Origin of the sequence: Fusobacterium sp. IOR10 (assembly GCF_010367435.1) — a bacterium.
Lineage (GTDB): Bacteria > Fusobacteriota > Fusobacteriia > Fusobacteriales > Fusobacteriaceae > Fusobacterium_B.
Map to the genome: position 1 here is coordinate 24,802 of NZ_WJWY01000012.1, position 18,308 is coordinate 43,109.

Below are 18,308 nucleotides of genomic sequence, written 5' to 3' on the forward strand. Positions count from 1 at the left end.
AAGAGAGGCATTTTATTAAATAATTTTTAAACTTTAGATTCCCAGATAAACAAGTCTAAATCATCTAAATCATTTTCTAATTTTTCAATATTCTTAGTTGATTCAGAAATTGTTTGTTTAGCTAATTCAGCAACTAAAGTTTCAACAATTACAAAAGCAGGCAAATTTCCAAGTGGACTTTGAACAGAATTAGTATCGATTACTATATCAGCAAATTTTGCAATTGGATTTAAGGTTGTATTTGTAACTAATATAATTGGTATTTTTCGCTTATGGCAAATTTCAGACAACTTAACTGTTTTTCTAGTACAAGGCCAAATTGAAAATACGACCAATACTTCATTTTTATCAATTCTTAAGGCTCGGTCGTAAAGATAGCTGTCATCAGTGCTAAGTTGCTTTACTTTAGGATAAAATCTATTAACAGCAGCCTCCATGTATAAACTTATAGGTCTAGAAGATCTAAGTCCTAGTAGATTTATCCATTTAGATTTAATCATCAGTTCTATGGCATTATTTATTTCTTCAATATTCTTAGGAGTTATAAAATTTTCTATTGTATGAATAGTTTCATAGCAAGTAGTAGTTAGAGGGTCTGACCCTTCTCCTTTAATAATATGTTTAAAATTTTCTTTTATACTTCCGTAAGAAGACATAGTATTTTTTAGTGAATATTCTAAAAAAGCATTTTTAAAATCATTATAAGATTCAAATTTAAGTAATTTCATAAATCTCATTACTGTAGTGGTAGCAACTCCAGCAGCCACGGCAACCTCAGCAGCAGTCATCATTCCAATTTCTTTGTGATTTAGAACGATATAGTCACATAATAATTTTTGTTTTTTTGGTACAACATCTTTAATTTCCATAATCTTTTCTATTATATCCATGGTTATTTAAACATAAATTAATTATGTTATCCTCCTTTGTTATAAAATATTAAACTAATTAAGTTCATTATAACATTGTAATAATATTTTAGTCAAAAAAACTTAAGAATATATTTTTAAATTTTTTCAAACAATTAAACATTATTTTTGTATTGAGTTAATTCCTCAGGAATTTTATTTTCCAGTCTCAAAAAAATTTTATGATTAAACTTCGATCTATGTCCATCTTTAGTTGAATGGAGTATTACAGTGGATATTTCATCAACGTGAAGATCTCCTAAATTAAAATAAGAGGTATTACCATAACCTAGATGCGGAAATTTAGCACAAATAAATAATTTATATCCATTTTTTATTAAAGTTATTTTTTCTTCAGCTTTTTCCTTACTAGAGGATTCTTGAGTCATATATACAATTCTTTTTTTGTTATCAATATAGTTATTATGAAAGGTATCTTTTTTACTGATGTTAATAATACAATAAAATCTTTTTTGAATGTGATCTATTCTTTCTCCAACAGCATTCATATAACAATCATTTGCATTTTTATTGAAAAGGAATTCTCCTTTATTAACTAACTCAAAGGGTTTCATTTTATAAGACTTCCTTTTTGATAGCTCACAGAATAAATCAATATGTTCTAGAAAAAGGCTATAGGCATTTTTTCTTTTTAATTCAATTATTATTTCATTTATTAAAGATAATCCTTTTTCATATTTAAAAATATCTATAAAATTATTTCCCTTTTTAAAGTAATCACTGTTAATAGCAGTTTTTTTCCCGTTTATTTTTTTAGGAATTAAAGTTTCTATAAGGGTTCTATTAAAAGTAATATTTCCTTTTAATAGAGAGATGTATTCTTTTAACGTTTCTTGATCGTATCCTCTAAAGGTAAATTGAGTAATTAGTCCAAAAAATTTATCTAAAAATTTATCATCTTTTGAGATATTATATTTTTTAATATAATATTCCATAAAAGGGTCATAAAAATTTTTACACAGCAATTGTAAAAGATTAAGCTCTTTAAAATTAGGATCCTTATATAGATCAGAAAGTGAAGGAATAATTTTAAATCTGTATAGTTCATTTTTAAATTTTTCTTTTAATTTTGTTTCCACTTTAAAGTTATTGGATATTGACTTAATAATATTTTCAATAGCTTTTTCTTCTATAATAACATTTATAAATTGAGAAACTGATTGAAAACCTTCATTAGCTTCTTTAAACAATACTCTTTTGTCAGCTGTTGAATTTCCAGTTAAAACTTCAGCAATGGAATAATTATTATTGGAATTTCCAATAATATCAAAGACAGTAACATATTTATGTGGATCTTCTGTTTTTCTAAGCCCTCTTCCTAATTGTTGTAAATATATAATAGATGAAGTGGTGTTTCTAATCATAAAAATAACATTTATTTCAGGAAGATCAATCCCTTCATTAAATTGATTAACCACACATAAAAGTTTTAAAGGATTAGTATCATCTTTTAAATTTTTTATATAAATTTCTGTTTCTTCTCTTGAAGAATGTTCGCTGGTAATAGCTTTAGATTTTATTTCTAAATTATTGAAAGTATTAGCTATTTCTTTAGCTTCTGAAATATTAGAACAAAAAACAATTCCCTTTAATTTCTTACCAAAATATCCTTTTTCAATTAATTGCTTTTTCATAAATTTTCCTAATTCAGAATAATTAAATTTTTCATTAGTTTCCAATAGCTTGTTTTCAAGGTTTAGTCCATAATAAGTAAAAGGGCAAACCAATTGGTGATTCATAGCATCGAGCAATCTAATTTCATATGGAACTGTATATTCAAAAATTTCAAATAAAAATTTAGGATCTTTTGTTCTTTCTGGAGTTGCTGTAATTCCAAGGGTAAATTTAGGATTAAAATATTTTATAAGTGAATGATAGTGAGTATCTTCTCCAATTTTATGAGCTTCATCATAAATAATATAATCAAAGTATTCTTTGGAATATTTTTTATAAAGATGATTATAAGCTGTTTTATCAGTGGTAAAAATAATATGACTATCTTTAATTTTTTCTATGTTCAAAGAATTTAATTCAAGCAAATTCTTATTTGGAAAAACTTTTTTATAGGTTTCATAGGCACTTGAAAGGATTAGACGATTATGAACTAAAAATAATACTTTTTTTGCCTTTGTTTGTTTTACATCAAATGCAGAAAGATAAGTTTTACCAGTACCAGTGGCAGCGATAATAAGGCCTTTATTTGAATATTCTCGATAGCTTTCTAGTTTTGAAAGAGCTTTTTCTTGCATATAATTAGGAGTAATTTTATGTAAGGAAAAAACTTCAGATATTTTTTTATCTAGACTTTTTTTTTCATAAAACATTTTAGAATATTTCTCTATGAAAGTTTTAGTAATAAACTGTGAACATCTATCATTCCAAAGATCATTAAAAATTTTGTGATATTCCTCAACAAGTGCTCCATTATTACTAGTGTTTATTTCCACTACCATTTCATGAGCTAATCCAAAAGCTCTAGCAGAAATATTAGAACTTCCTATAATAATTTTACTTTCATTGGGTTTTTCACCAAAATAAGCCTTTAAATGAAAACCCTTATTATTTAAAGTTGGAGAATAAATTTTAGCTTGAAGAGGTAATTCCAAGAGCTTTTTTAAGGATCTAGGATCACTGACCATTCCTTCTGTTGTAACTAATATTCTACTTTTACTATCTAATTTTTCTAAATCTTTATAAATAAGTGAAAGTCCTGACCATACTACATAGCTTACTGCTATATCAACTCTTTTTGAAGATTTAAGAAGTTCTATAACTTTGTCTTTTATATTTTTAGTATTTGAATTAATTACTAAACATGGATTATAGGTAAATGATTCTATTGATTTATTAAAAAGTGATTTGTTCACAGCATTTCTATTAATTAATTCTTCAACAATTGGAATATCAGCTTCAGCCCAGTCTAAGAAAGGAAGTTCTTCTAAATTTAGCCACTTTGAATCTAAATGTTCAAGTAATTCTATTTTTTGAAAATCAATTTCACATAAATATGAATGCATAATAATTGTAAAGGTTTCATATTCATGTTCTACAGTTTTAAAAAATTCTCCAATTTTTATATTTAAGTTTAATTCTTCAAAAAGTTCTCTAGCTAAGGCTTCTTTTTGTCCTTCTCCACTTTCTATTTTTCCACCTGGAAATTCCCATTTCTTTCCCAAAGGACCTGAATTTTTTCTTTGAGCACAAAAGTATTTATCTTTATATTTTAATATTGCTGCAACAACTTCTATTTTCTCCATAGCATTCTCCTAATTTAGTAGTATTTATTTGAATTTATATAATGGTATTATACAACATTTTATAAAGGGATTATATAGTGAATTTCTTATTTATAACTAGTGATAAAATAAATTTCTTGACAAATAAGCCGACTGGTCATATAATTAGTCATGGATAAAAAAAATATGAAAAAAAATATGATAATTGAAAAATCTATTGGGTTAATGTACCTCAATGGATATAACGGAACAAGTGTAAAAGACATTACAGATGCAGCTGGAATTCCAAAGGGATCTTTTTATAATTATTTTGTAGGAAAAGAACAATATGCCATAGATGCTATTGATTTTTATGAAGAAAATATTAATTATTTAGTTGAAAATTTAGAAAATAATAATTTGAAACCTTTGGACAGGATAAAAAATTTTTACAAAGAAAAAATAAAAATATTAGAAGAAAGAGGAGTTGAATACGGTTGCTTTGTTGGAAATTTATCTGAGGAAGTTGGAAATAATAATGAGAATATATCAAAACGTGCAGATGAATTTCACAAAAAAATAGAAAGTGTCATTGTAAAAAATTTAATAATAGCTGAGAAAGAAAATATGTTAAAAAAGAATGTATCTGCTAAAATATTAGGTGATTTTATACTAATTAGCTGGCAAGGAGCTTTACTTAGAGCAAAAGTTGCAAAGAATATTTTACCAGTTGAAGAATTCTATGAAGTACTAACTAAAGAGCTATTAATCTAATAGCTAACCATTTAAATGGAGGGGAAAATGATTTTAGGAATATCAGGTAGTCCAAGAAAAGATGGGGTAACTGCTAATGCAGTGAAAAAGATTTTAGAAGAAAGTGGTATGGAAAGTGAATATATATCTCTTTCTGGGAAAAAAATCAATGGGTGCATAAGTTGTTTAGGATGTGTTGAAAATAATAAATGTATTGTAAATGATGATTTTATAGAAATAGCAGAAGCTATGGAAAGAGCAGATATAATAGTTATGGGTATGCCAAATTATTATAATATTATGAATGGATTGTCCCATGCAGTATTAGAAAGATGTTATTGCTTTAGACATAGAGAAAAATTTATATTACAAGATAAAGGTTTTGTACTGTTTAGTGTTGAATATAATAATACTGTAAATAGTAATGTTTTAAGTGCAGCTAAAGTTTTTGTTGAAAGTAATAAGTGTAATATAATTGATGAATTTACATTAGACGCAGTTTCTCAATGTTATACATGTAAAGAAGGTCATAATTGCAAGGTAGGAAAAGTTGTGAGAGAGCACGGAGTTGTGGATAAAATAACAGATGAAATTAGACCAAAAGAATTTTGCAATAATAGAATTTCTATTTCTAGAACAGATGAAGCTATAAAAAAAATAAAAGAATATACTAAAAAATCAAAAAATTTGAAAGGATAAAATTATGATAAAAGCTGTATTTTTTGACTTAAATGAAACATTACTTAATATGGATTTATTAGGTAAAAAATTTAATAAATATTTTGATAATGAATATGCTATGAAATATTGGTTTAGAAAATTATTACATTCTTCTGTAGTTGTGGGAAGTTTAAATAAATACACAAGTTTTTCAGAATTAGCTAGAGTAGAGCTTGAAAATCTATTTTATGAAAATAGTAAAGAAATAAATGAAAATATAAAAAATGATATTTTAGGAACATTCACTGATCTTAGAGTTTATGAAGACGTAATTGCTTCTTTGAATGTTTTAAAGGAAAATAAAATTAAGATTATAATTATTTCAAATTCATCTAAAGAGATGATGAATTTACAATTGAAAAATTCAGGGATAATTTCATTAATTGATAATTATTACTCTGTTGATATGGTTAAAAAATATAAACCATTTAATTTGATATATAAAGATGTTATTAATAAAGAACAATTACTACTATCAGAAGTATTTATGATTGCATGTCATGATTGGGATTTATTTGGAGCGAAAGAAATTGGTTTGAAAACAGCTTATATTAAGAGAAAAAAAGAAATATTTAATCCTTACTATCCAAAGGCTGATTTAGAAGATAAAGATCTTTATTCATTAGTAAAAAAAATAATTAAATATTAACAAATGAAATATATATTAAAAGGAAATACACCTTGAGTATTAGATAAAATTCTGATACTCAAGGTGTATTCTGTTTTTTAAAATGTTAATATATATTTTTTTTGTGGTCTTCCTCTTGGAATTTTTTTAATAATATGTTGAGCAAGATTATTACTTTCTAATTTTAAAAGTATTCTTGCAGCTGTTCTTTCAGTTGTGCTTAAATAATTGGCTAATTCTTTTATTGACATGGCTTTATTTGCTTTAAAAACTTCAATTAAACCAAGAGCCCTTTTACCTGTAATATTAATTTCTTTTAACTTGTCAAAAATTAACAGGTTATCCTCTTCATCTGCAATAAGAGTTTTTAAAGTTGTAATCTTATTTTCTTCCATTAAACAAAGAACAGTTCCATCAGATTCTACATTTTTTTGATAGGATTTTTCAGCATAAATTCTTGCTAAATTTATGCTAGCTCCTCCACCAAAACCAATGTTAACATTAAAAGAAGCTAACTTCTTTAAAAGTTTTTCTATGTGGTAACTATAAAAATCTTTTTTTAAAGTGAGTATTTCAAATTCTTTTTTCTTAGGTTCACTAATAATTCCATTGAAATTATTAGCTAGTATTTTTCTAACCTCTGTAATATTTTTTTTAACTAAGAGCTTAATTAATATTATTTCTTTCTTTACTGAATTTTTTGCCTTTAAATCAATTATAGCTGAATCTACAACTTTTCTAATGGTATTTTTAGAAGGAAATAAAAATATATAAGGCATATCTATTTTTTCTAAAAATTTAAGCATATTACTTATTCTAGTTATAACTAAATTTACTTTTTTTCCATTTTTAAATTTAATGTAATTTTGTTTAAGAGTATTATACAGCTCCACGCTACTATAGTCCAATGGACAAAAGATAGGTTCATCTTTATCTTTGAAAGTATCTTCTAACCAATATTCTTTTTCAGAAGAAGATATAAAGTCAATATATACTTTTGAAAAATCAATTGTAGAATTGTTTCTTAAAACATCAAACAAACATTTGTACAGTTCATATTTGTCTATTTCTATATAATATACAGGAGTTATTACTTTAGCATTGGTAGTTATAATTTCATATCCTATGGGGCCACTTGTTATAACAGCATCATATTTGTGAGCAACCTCTATATAAATATCCTTTAATTGTAGCAAGTCATCATAAATTAGATATTCTATTTTTTCTTCAACCCCAATTAAAGCCTCTTTTACATAATTTTTTGAGTTTTCAGGAGTTAATATGAGTAACTTTAGCATTCTATACCTCCTAGGTATTTTTTAAAAAATATAGTTTTATTAAATTATATACTAAAAAATGAAAATAGTCCACTATGTTAGCTTAAATTACTAGTATAAATTTAAAAAATTGAGAAATAAAAAATAAAAGTGTTGACAAACAAGGGCCGGTACTATATAATCGTAGAAACATATTTAGCATGTCTTAAAAAATGTCTTAAAAGATTGAAAATAATAGGGAGGTTAGAATTATGGGAACAGCACTGAAAAAGAAGCATGGATTTTTAGATTGGGTAGAAAGAACAGGAAATAAAATACCTCATCCATTTATACTATTTAGTATTTTAACTCTTGGAATTATAATTATTTCAACTATTTGTAATATGATTGGCGTTGAAATTTTAGATCCAGTTAGCGGTAAAATGATAGGAATTAAAAATTTACTGTCAAGTGAAGGAATTGTTTTTATTCTAAAGAATTTAGTTAAAAATTTCACTGGTTTTGCACCATTAGGATTAGTTTTAGTAATGACTTTAGGTATTGGACTTGCTGAAAAAGTTGGTTTTGTTTCAGCTCTTATGAGAAACACTATTTTAAATAGTTCTCCTAAAATTATAACTTTCATGATAATGATGATTGGAATATGTGGAAATATAGCTTCAGATGCAGCAATTGTTGTAATCCCAGTTATATCCGCATTTATATTCTTATCTTTAAATAAAAATCCATTAGCAGGGATTGCCATAGGTTACGCAGCAACAACTGCTGGATTTAGTGCAAACTTAATAATTGCAGGAACAGATGCATTATTATCAGGAATTTCCACAGAGGCAGTACATATAGTTAATCCAAATATGTCTGTATCTGTAGTTTCTAACTGGTATTTTATGATTGCTTCTACATTTTTATTAGCAATTATAGGAACTTTTATTTCTGAAAAAATTATAGAACCAAGACTTGGAGAATACAAAGGAAGTAAAAAAATGGAACAAGAAGGGGTTAGTCCTCTAGAGAAAAAAGGATTAAGAGTGGCTGGAATGTGGACTCTTGCATATATAGCTTTAATTACAGCTGCAGTTTATCCTAAAAATAGTTTTTTTAGAAATTCAGTAACTCATTCTTTACTAAGATCACCATTTTTAAAATCAATTATACCATTACTTTTAGTGTTGTTCTTAATATCTGGTATTTCTTATGGGATTATTGTTGGAAAGATAAAATCTTCAGCAGATGTTCCAAAATATATGGGTTTAGCAATAAAAGATATGTCATCATATATAGTTTTAGTATTTATGATAGGTCAATTTATAGCATTCTTTAAATGGAGTAATATGGGATATGTTATTGCTGTTGCAGGGGCAGATTTCTTGAAAAGTATGAATATTACAGGAATACCTTTATTTATTGCTTTTATTTTGTTAACAGCTTTTATAAACCTATTTATAGGAAGTGGATCAGCAAAATGGGCTTTACTAGCACCTATTTTTATTCCAATGTTTTATTTCTTAGGATACAACCCAGCATTAACACAAGTACTTTATAGAGTTGGAGATTCTACAACAAACATTATATCTCCACTATTTCCATATATGCCAATAGTATTAGCCCTAGCTCAAGAATATGATGAGGATGCTGGTATGGGAACCATTATTTCACTAATGTTACCTTACTCAATAGGAATGTTAATTATGTGGATTATACTAGCTATTGTATGGTTTGGTTTAAATATTCCATTGGGACCAGGAGTAACAATGTTTATTTAGGAGGGAATTATGAAATTTTCTGAAATAGAAGAAGTAATAGATAGTTATATTGATGAAATAATTAATTTTAGAAGGGATTTGCATGAACATCCTGAACTTGGAGGTTCTGAAGATAGAACTCCAAGGCAGGTTATAAAAGAATTAAAAAAATTACCTTTAGAGATAAAAGAAAATATTGGAGAAAATGGTATAGTAGCTAATTTATTTGGAAATGAAGAAATAAAAAATAAGAAAACTATTCTTATTAGAGGAGATATGGATGCCCTTCCAATTCAAGAAGAAAATAAATTATCATTTATTTCAAAAAATAAAGGAGTTATGCATGCATGCGGCCATGATATGCATACATCAATGGTACTTGGAACAGCAATGGTTCTTTCAAAATTTAAAGAAAAATTAAATGGGAATGTTAAATTTATGTTTCAACCAGCAGAGGAATGTTCTCCAACTGGTGGGAGTAGACAAATGATAGCTGATGGACTCTTAACAAATCCGACTGTTGATGAAGCTTATGCATTACATGTATATAATAAACCTGTTGGAAGTATTTTATTTAGACCAGGAGTGGCAAATGCAAGGTCAGATGCAATAGAAATTCATATTAAGGGGAAAAGCAGTCATGGATCAATGCCTTCACAAGGTAGAGATGCAATAGTTGCAGGAGCCAATGTTATTATGGCTATCCAAACAATTGTAAGTAGAAATTTAGAATCAGGTGAACCAGCTGTTGTTACAATTGGGAAAATGGAAGGTGGAAGTAGATATAATGTAATAGCTGATTATGCTTTATTTAAGGGAACAGTTAGAGTTTTTAGTGATAATTCAGCAAAAATTGTAAAGGAGAGACTTGAAAAAATCATAGAGGATATTTGTTCTGCATACGGATGTAAAGGAGAATTAGTATATAAAAATGGTTATGATTTTATATATAATGATCTGGAGCTTTCAAAGGGAGTTATAAAATCTCTTACTCCAATATTAGGTAAAGATAATATTGAAATACAAAAGAATCCATCCCCTGGAGGAGAAGATTTCTCCTTTATAACTAAAAAAGTTCCCTCTGTATTTATGTGGATAGGAACTGAATCAGATATGAATAGAGGAAATTGTATACTACATAATCCAAATTTTATGGCAGATGAAGCTACTTTAAAATATGGAATTAAGGTTTTTACCAAAATAATATTAGATAGATTTGAAAATTTAGAAGATTAAAGGAGAATTTGTATGGATGAATTTTATATTAAAGTTAGAAGTGATTTACATAAAATTCCAGAGATTGCATTTAATGAGCATAAAACATCTGCATATATAAGGGACTTTTTAAAAAAGCTAAATATTAAATATATTGAGATAGGAACAAGTACACTAGCTATATTTCAAGGTAAAAAAGATATATGGGTAGGATTTAGGGGAGATATAGATGGGCTTCCAATAAAAGAATTAAATGACAAAGGATACAAGTCTATAAATGAAGGGATGATGCATGCTTGTGGTCATGATGGACATACTACAAATTTACTTTATACAGCTAAATGGTTACAAGAACAAATAAAAAGTGGTAAGACTCTTGAAAAATCTGTTATGTTAATATTTCAAGCAGCAGAGGAAGGAAAGGGAGGAGCTCAAGTAGTAGCTAATTCTGATTTTTTTAAAGAGAAAAAATTTCAAGGATTATTTGCATTGCATGTTGCTCCTGATGTGGAACAAGGAAAAATTGGATGTATTTGTGGACCAATTTCCTTTCAAAATATAAATTTTGATATAACAATTATAGGGAAAGGAGCCCATGGAGCTCAACCTCATAAGGGAATAGATTCTATATATATAGGAGCAAAATTAATAGAAGCTTATCAATTAATAGTTGCAAGGGAAATAGATCCAATAGAACCTATTGTACTTACAATTGGAAGTTTTAAAGCAGGTGAAGTTAGAAATATTATTCCTGAAAAAGTTGAAATTTTAGGAACAATTAGATTTGCAAATACAGATTTAATAGAGTTTCTAACAAAAAGAGTTGAAGCAATTAATGCTGGATTTGAAAGAGCCTACGGAATTAAAATCAAAATGATGTTCAAAGCTTTTTATCCTCCAGTAATTAATTCTGAAAAATTATTTAATGTTTTAAAGGAAGTTGTTCCAAAGGAAAAATTTATTGATAATATAAGGCTAACTGGTTCTGAAGATTTTTCTTTTTATCTTCAAGATGGCAATGAAGGATTATTATTTTTGTTAGGAATAAAAACAGAGGAATTTAATTCCCCACTTCATACTGCAACATTTGATATGGATCCAAGAGCTTTAGAATTAGGTTTTAAAATATTTAGAGATATAATGTTAAAACTAGAAGTTTTAAAATAAATAAATCTCCACTTTTGTTTTCAAGGGTGGAGATTTATTTTTGTATTATTGAGAATCTAACTATTTTAATTTTTAAAAAATAAAATAAACAAAAGAATTGAAGTGTGATAGAATAGTGGTAATTAGAAGAAATATTTAAATGTTAGGAGAAAAAAATGGTAAAAGATAGAAAAAATGTGAGTGATTCTATATATGAAGTTATAAAGGAAAATTTTCTTTCAGGAAAATTAGATTTTGGTGATAGTATAGTAGAATCAGATTATTGTAAAAAATATAATATAAGTAAGACCCCTCTTAGAGAAGCTATAAAAAAATTAGAAATAGAAGGGATTGTTGAAAGATATCCAAATGGAAGAATGGGGATAATGGATATTGATGAGGAAAGTATAGAAGAAATAATAGAAATAAGAATTTCATTGGAAAATCTTATATTTAAAAAAATAATTAAAGATGGGAAAATAGATGAAATTACAAAGAAATTAAATCAAAATTTAAAATTGACAGAATTTTATATAGAATCTTGTAATTTGGACGAAGCAAGAAAACTTTTTGAAAACTTTAATGAGATTTTATATAAATTTTCAGGGTTAAAATTTACAACAAAAATATTAAAAAATTATACATTTATTCTTTCAAAATTAAGGAATAATTCTTTGAAAAATGAAAAAAGAGTTCGAAAAGCTTTTGGAGAACATAAATTATTAGTAAAATATTTAGAAGAAAATAATTTAGGAAAACTTTCAGAGTTAAATACAAATCATTTATTAGCATCAAAGGAATCAATTCTTAAATATTTTAGGGAAAAACAAAATTAAATATAAATAAAAGGCTGTACATTAACTATCCTATCTAATGTACAGCCTTTTATTATGTAATGTGCACTGAAATTAAACGAAAAACTTAGATAACTACATAAACAAGCAAAAAAAACACTTGACAAAAATAAAAAAGAGTAGTATCTTATGATAACAAGATAATTGTATACAATTATTAAAATAATTATGGGAGGTTTATATGTATTTAGCAATTGTTGGATTTTTAATGTTAGCTATAATAATGATAATGCTTTTCAAAAGCAAAACAATACCATTGGTTTTATTTATTATAGTTCCAGTAGTAGCTGCTTTTGTAGCAGGGTTTTCCATTCCTGAAGTAGTTGGATTTATTGAAAAAGGGGTAGGGAAAGTTAGTAAAATGTCAATTTTATTTATATTTTCAGTTACTTTTTTTGGAATATTATCAGATGCAGGAATGTTTGATTATTTAGTAAGTAAATTAGTGAAAAAGGCAGGAAAAAACTTAATTGTTATAGCTATAGTAACAGCAATAGTAGCTATATTTTCTCATTTAGATGGTGCAACAGTAACAACTGTACTAGTAACAGTTCCAGCTTTATTGCCTTTATATAAAAAGCTAAACATTAGACCGCATTTATTATTACTTATAATAGGTTGTGGAATGGGTGTAATGAATTTATTACCATGGGGAGGACCAGTAGCAAGGGAAGCAGCAGTTCTTGGCATGGATCCAAATGAATTGTGGCACATATTAATACCTATACAAATATTAGGAATTATAGCTACAATATCATTGGCAGTAGTAATGATGCTTAGAGAAATTAAATATCATGGAGCAGGACAAATATCTTCTGAACATGTTTCAATGGATGAAGAAGAGAAGGAAACAAAAGATGAAATTGAAAAATTAAAAAGACCAAAATTAATAGCTTTTAATTTTATTTTAACAGGAGCTGTTTTGGTAATTTTATTAATGGATATTTTCCCAACATACTTTGTATTTATGTTTGGATGCAGTGTGGCATTATTTGTTAATTATCCTGATGTAAAGGATCAAAAAGCTAGAATAAAAGCTCATGCTCCAGCAGCTTTAGATGTTGCAGCAGTAATGTTAGCTGCAGGTGTATTAGTTGGAATATTAGGTAAAAGTGGAATGCTTGAAGCAATGACAGTACCTTTATTATCTATAATACCTCCTATTATAGCTCAAAAGTTACATATATTAATGGGATTTATTGCGTTACCTTTAGGAACATTATTAGGTACAGATTCATATTTCTATGGATTATTACCATTATGTATAAAAGTTGGAGAAAATTACAATATAACACCTTTAACAATGGGAGTAGCAATGATAATAGGGAAAAATTTATCTTTATTAGTAAGTCCTTTAGTTCCTGCAACTTATTTAGGAATAGGACTAACAAATTTGGATTTAAAAGAACATATTAAATATAGTATTGTTCCTTTATGGATTGTAGGAGCAATAATGTTAATCTTTGCAATTTTGATTGGAATGGTAAAATTATAAATTAAGATATAACTTGGAATTTTTTAGGAGGAAACAAAATGATAAAATTATACGAAGATGGAATTTTTTTAAAAAATGGAAATGAAATCTTAAAGGAAAAAGATGTTGAATATAATAAAGAAGAGGGAAAAAAGGGAACAATTGCCTATTCAATATTAGAAAAACATAATATAGCTGATAATATGGATAATTTAAAAATTAAATTTGATGCAATGGCTTCACACGATATTACATATGTAGGAATAATTCAAACAGCAAAGGCATCAGGAATGAAAAAGTTTCCTCTTCCTTATGTTTTGACAAATTGTCACAATTCTTTATGTGCTGTTGGAGGAACAATAAATGAAGATGATCATATGTTCGGTCTTTCTGCGGCTAAAAAATATGGAGGGATCTATGTACCTCCTCATATTGCAGTAATTCATCAATATATGAGAGAAAAATTTGCAGGTTGTGGTAAAATGATACTAGGTTCAGATTCCCACACTAGATATGGAGCTCTAGGAACTTTAGCAATAGGAGAAGGTGGAGGAGAATTAGTAAAACAACTTCTTGAAAAAACTTATGATGTTGAATATCCAGAGGTAATAGCAATTTATTTAGATGGAAAACCTAAGCCATGGATAGGACCTCAAGATATATCCCTTGCAATAATTGGAGAAGTTTTTAAAAAGGAATATGTTAAAAATAAGATAGTTGAATTTGTTGGGCCAGGGGTAGAAACAATGACAACAGATTTTAGAAATGGAATAGATGTAATGACAACAGAAACTGCTTGTTTATCATCTATATGGAAAACAGATGAAAAAACAAGAGAATTTCTAAAAAAACATGGAAGAGAAGATGATTATAAGAAATTAAATCCTAAAGAAATGGCATATTATGATGGCTGCGTATATGTTGATCTAAGCACAATAAAACCAATGATAGCTTTACCTTTCCATCCAAGTAATGTTTATGAAATAGATGAACTTAATAAAAATCTTGAAAAGATTTTGAAAACAGTTGAAGACGAAGCTGAACAGTTAACAGGAAATAGAAATTTAACTTTTAAAGACAAAATAATAGATGGTAAATTACATGTTCAACAAGGTATTATTGCAGGATGTTCAGGTGGAGGATATACAAATTTAGAAGAAGCTGGAAAAATTCTTAAGGGAAAAAGTTGCGGAAATGGAGAGTTTAGTTTGTCAGTTTATCCTTCTTCTCAACCAGTACTAACAGAATTATTGAAGCAAGGAATAATAACTGATTTAACAAATTCAGGTGTAATAGTTCGTTCAGCATTTTGCGGTCCGTGCTTTGGGGCTGGGGATACTCCTGTAAATAATGGGCTTAGTATTAGACATACAACAAGAAATTTTCCAAATAGAGAAGGATCTAAACCTGGAAATGGACAAATATCTGCAGTTGCATTAATGGATGCTCGTTCAATTGCAGCAACAGCGGCAAATGGAGGAATATTAACATCAGCAGAGGAAATGTATAAAGGAATGGAAATTCCAGAATATGTATTTGATGAAATATCTTACGAAAATAGAGTATATAATGGATATAAAAAAGGGGATGCAAAATTAGAACTAAAATTTGGACCAAATATTAAAGAATGGCCAAAAATGGAAGAATTATCTGAGAATATTTTATTAAAAGTATGTGCAAAAATATTAGATGAAGTAACAACAACAGATGAACTTATTCCATCAGGAGAAACATCATCTTATCGTTCAAATCCATTAGGACTTGCTGAATTTACTTTGTCAAGAAGAGTTCCAGAATATGTAGCTAGATCTAAAAAAGTAAGAGATCTTGAAAATAAAAGATTAAAAAAAGATATTGATGAAGAATTAGAAAAAGTTTTGAAAAAAATTAATGAAATAGATTCTAATAAAAATATAACATTTGAAAATATACAAATTGGAAGTATGATATATGCAATAAAACCAGGTGATGGTTCAGCAAGGGAACAAGCAGCTTCTTGTCAAAAAGTTTTAGGTGGACTTGCAAATATTTCAAGAGAATACGCAACAAAGCGTTATCGTTCAAATTTGATTAACTGGGGAATGATTCCTTTTCAAATGAAAGAAGAAGCTAATTTCCAAGTTGATGATTATATCTATGTTCCTAATATAAAAAATATATTAAATGGAGAATTAGATCATATAAAAGCCTATGTGATAGGTAAAGAAATTAAGGAAATTGAATTATATATAACTTATTTAACTTCAGATGAAAGAAAAATAATTCAATCAGGATGTTTAATAAATTATAATAGAAAAAATATAGTTCTTTAATTGAAAAATTATTAAAAATTTAAATTAATTTAACAAGGTACCTAGGTACCTTGTTTTTTTGTTGGAAAATTAAGAGTATTGTGGTATAGTAACTATCACAGTGAACAATAGATAGGGGGTAATATGAAATTTTTGGAAAAATGTGATTTTCATGATGCTATTGTAGATGGAAGTCCAATAGTTATAGGATTTATACCAATTGCAATGGCCTTTGGAATTTTATGTAAATCAGCAAATTTAAACTTAATGGCAAGTGTTAGTTTTTCATTATTTGTTTTTGCAGGGGCTAGTCAGTTTATAGCTGTAAATCTCTTAATTGCAGGGGCTAGTATGGGAGAAATTATACTGACAACTTTGCTTGTAAATATGAGGCATGTATTATTTTCTGCATCTATTTCACCGAAACTTAGTTCTCAAATGAGAAGGGATATTCCTTTCATAGCTTTTGGATTAACTGATGAGACCTTTTCAGTGGCATCTTTAAAGGATAAGGAGTTAACAAATAGTTATATGTTAACTCTAGAAGGAATGGCTTATTCTTCCTTTGTGATAGGAACTTTTTTAGGTTATGTTTTAGGAGGAATTTTACCAATAATAGTACAGGTTAGTATGGGAATAGCTTTATATTCTTTGTTTGTAGCTATTTTAGTACCTGAATTAAAAAAATCAAAAAAAGTTTTAATTTTAGTTGTTTCATCAGGCTTGATAAATAGTTTTTTAACAAAATTAGCTCATATTCCTCAAGGATGGAGTATAGTAATAACTATATTATTTGTTTCTTTTTTAGGAGTTATTATTCCTTTGAAAAAGGAGGGTTCTAATGAGTAAGATATACGTTTTAATTTTAGGGATGTTTATAGTAACTTATTTACCTAGATTGTTGCCTTTTTTTCTAGTTTCAGGAAAAAAATTACCTAGAAAATTAGAAGAATTTTTAAGATATATACCCTATACAGCTTTAGGAGCACTTATAATTCCAGGATTTATAGATGCTATCCCAGGGCATAAAATAGTTGCTGTGGTGGGTATAATTATAGCTTTTATGCTTTCTTTCATAAGAAATAGTATAGTAATTCCTGTGTTAGGGTCAATTGGAATTTGTATGTTATTATTAAGTTTAGGATTATAATAATTAAAGGAGGATAAATGGATAAATTAAAAGTAATAGGAGCTATGTTGACTTTTTCAACTATTGGTATTTTTATTAAAAATATAGACTTACCTTCAAGTGAAATAGCTTTTTCAAGAGGGGTTATAGGGGGTATTTTTATAATACTAACAAGCTGTATATTGAAGAAAAAAATATCAATAAATTCAATAAGAAGAAATTTAAAAATATTAGTTTTTTCAGGAACTGCAATTGGAATAAACTGGATATTTCTATTTGAGGCTTATAAATATACAACTATTTCAATAGCTACAATTTCTTATTATTTTGCTCCTATTTTTGTAATGATAGCTTCCCCAATATTACTTAAAGAAAAAATAAGTTTAAAGAAAATTATTTGTATATGTTTTGCTGTAATTGGGATGTTATTAATAGTAGGAACAAATAAATCTTCAGGAGGGAACATAATAGAGTATAACCATATGCTGGGTATATTTTGTGGAATACTAGCAGCAGTTTTTTATGCAAGTGTTATTATATCAAATAAATTTATTGTTGATATTTCCCCAGGTGATAGAACAGTAGTTCAATTATTTGTAGCTGCCATTGTTTTAATTCCTTATATTTTAATGACAACAGGATTTCATTTGAGCTCATTACATGGGATATCTTTATATAGCTTGTTATTTTTAGGAATATTTCATACAGGTCTAGCTTATACAGTATATTTTTCTGCAATAAAAAATTTAAAAGGTCAAACTTTAGCAATGTTAAGCTATATAGATCCTATATTTGCAGTAATAATTTCAACTTTATTTTTGAAAGAAAATTTAGGATTATTTCAAATTATTGGTGGAATATTAATACTAGGTTCAACCTTTGCAAGCGAAATAAAGGATAAATAGTACTTAGTCCTTTATTTTTAATGATTTTTA

The 18,308-nt window shown here is 27.1% G+C and carries 15 protein-coding genes; 12 read left to right on the forward strand and 3 right to left on the reverse strand.

Annotated features, from left to right (window positions below; all coding sequences use genetic code 11):
• Positions 1-26: 26 nt before the first annotated feature.
• Both GIL12_RS04920 and GIL12_RS04925 read right to left on the reverse strand, forming a co-directional pair.
• Positions 27-890 (reverse strand): MurR/RpiR family transcriptional regulator, encoded by an 864-nt coding sequence (locus GIL12_RS04920; protein ID WP_255461024.1) that lies wholly within the window; start codon positions 888-890, stop codon positions 27-29.
• Between the two features lie 134 nt (positions 891-1,024).
• Positions 1,025-4,186 carry a DEAD/DEAH box helicase family protein gene (locus GIL12_RS04925; RefSeq protein ID WP_163469275.1) on the reverse strand — a complete coding sequence of 1,054 codons (3,162 nt, stop codon included), beginning with the start codon at positions 4,184-4,186 and terminating at the stop codon, positions 1,025-1,027.
• A 165-nt stretch (positions 4,187-4,351) separates the two neighbouring features.
• Between GIL12_RS04925 and GIL12_RS04930 the strand changes: the two genes are divergently transcribed.
• The 3 genes from GIL12_RS04930 to GIL12_RS04940 are packed head-to-tail and all read left to right on the forward strand — an operon-like array spanning position 4,352 to position 6,266.
• Entirely contained in the window at positions 4,352-4,918 is a 567-nt protein-coding gene (locus tag GIL12_RS04930) for a TetR/AcrR family transcriptional regulator (RefSeq protein ID WP_239056065.1), read from the forward strand.
• Between the two features lie 27 nt (positions 4,919-4,945).
• Positions 4,946-5,596 carry a flavodoxin family protein gene (locus GIL12_RS04935; protein WP_163469277.1) on the forward strand — a complete coding sequence of 217 codons (651 nt, stop codon included), beginning with the start codon at positions 4,946-4,948 and terminating at the stop codon, positions 5,594-5,596.
• A gap of 4 nt (positions 5,597-5,600) precedes the next feature.
• Complete coding sequence (locus tag GIL12_RS04940; RefSeq protein ID WP_163469278.1) at positions 5,601-6,266, forward strand: haloacid dehalogenase type II; 666 nt, start codon at positions 5,601-5,603, stop codon at positions 6,264-6,266.
• Positions 6,267-6,343: 77 nt separating this feature from the next.
• Here the strand turns inward: GIL12_RS04940 and GIL12_RS04945 are convergent, their stop codons facing one another.
• Positions 6,344-7,543 carry a hypothetical protein gene (locus tag GIL12_RS04945; protein WP_163469279.1) on the reverse strand — a complete coding sequence of 400 codons (1,200 nt, stop codon included), beginning with the start codon at positions 7,541-7,543 and terminating at the stop codon, positions 6,344-6,346.
• A 230-nt stretch (positions 7,544-7,773) separates the two neighbouring features.
• Between GIL12_RS04945 and GIL12_RS04950 the strand changes: the two genes are divergently transcribed.
• From GIL12_RS04950 to GIL12_RS04990, 9 genes are all read left to right on the forward strand, one after another.
• Positions 7,774-9,285, forward strand: a complete 1,512-nt coding sequence (locus tag GIL12_RS04950) for an AbgT family transporter (RefSeq protein WP_163469280.1) — start codon at positions 7,774-7,776, stop codon at positions 9,283-9,285.
• A 9-nt stretch (positions 9,286-9,294) separates the two neighbouring features.
• Positions 9,295-10,500: an amidohydrolase gene (locus tag GIL12_RS04955; protein ID WP_163469281.1), complete on the forward strand. Its 1,206-nt coding sequence runs from the start codon at positions 9,295-9,297 to the stop codon at positions 10,498-10,500.
• Between the two features lie 12 nt (positions 10,501-10,512).
• Entirely contained in the window at positions 10,513-11,646 is a 1,134-nt protein-coding gene (locus tag GIL12_RS04960; RefSeq protein ID WP_163469283.1) for a M20 family metallopeptidase, read from the forward strand.
• A 155-nt stretch (positions 11,647-11,801) separates the two neighbouring features.
• The gene (locus GIL12_RS04965) at positions 11,802-12,461 is read left to right on the forward strand and encodes a GntR family transcriptional regulator (RefSeq protein WP_163469285.1); all 660 of its coding nucleotides are present in this window, start codon (positions 11,802-11,804) and stop codon (positions 12,459-12,461) included.
• A gap of 199 nt (positions 12,462-12,660) precedes the next feature.
• On the forward strand, positions 12,661-13,974 hold the full coding sequence (locus GIL12_RS04970) for a CitMHS family transporter (RefSeq protein ID WP_163469287.1): 1,314 nt from the start codon (positions 12,661-12,663) through the stop codon (positions 13,972-13,974).
• 38 nt (positions 13,975-14,012) lie between these two features.
• The gene (locus GIL12_RS04975; protein ID WP_163469289.1) at positions 14,013-16,265 is read left to right on the forward strand and encodes a hydratase; all 2,253 of its coding nucleotides are present in this window, start codon (positions 14,013-14,015) and stop codon (positions 16,263-16,265) included.
• 123 nt (positions 16,266-16,388) lie between these two features.
• Positions 16,389-17,093 (forward strand): AzlC family ABC transporter permease, encoded by a 705-nt coding sequence (locus tag GIL12_RS04980; RefSeq protein WP_163469291.1) that lies wholly within the window; start codon positions 16,389-16,391, stop codon positions 17,091-17,093.
• Positions 17,086-17,394 (forward strand): AzlD domain-containing protein, encoded by a 309-nt coding sequence (locus GIL12_RS04985; protein ID WP_163469292.1) that lies wholly within the window; start codon positions 17,086-17,088, stop codon positions 17,392-17,394. The genes GIL12_RS04980 and GIL12_RS04985 overlap by 8 nt, the downstream gene beginning before the upstream one ends.
• Before the next feature lie 17 nt (positions 17,395-17,411).
• Positions 17,412-18,278 carry a DMT family transporter gene (locus GIL12_RS04990; RefSeq protein WP_163469294.1) on the forward strand — a complete coding sequence of 289 codons (867 nt, stop codon included), beginning with the start codon at positions 17,412-17,414 and terminating at the stop codon, positions 18,276-18,278.
• The last annotated feature ends 30 nt before the right edge of the window (positions 18,279-18,308 follow it).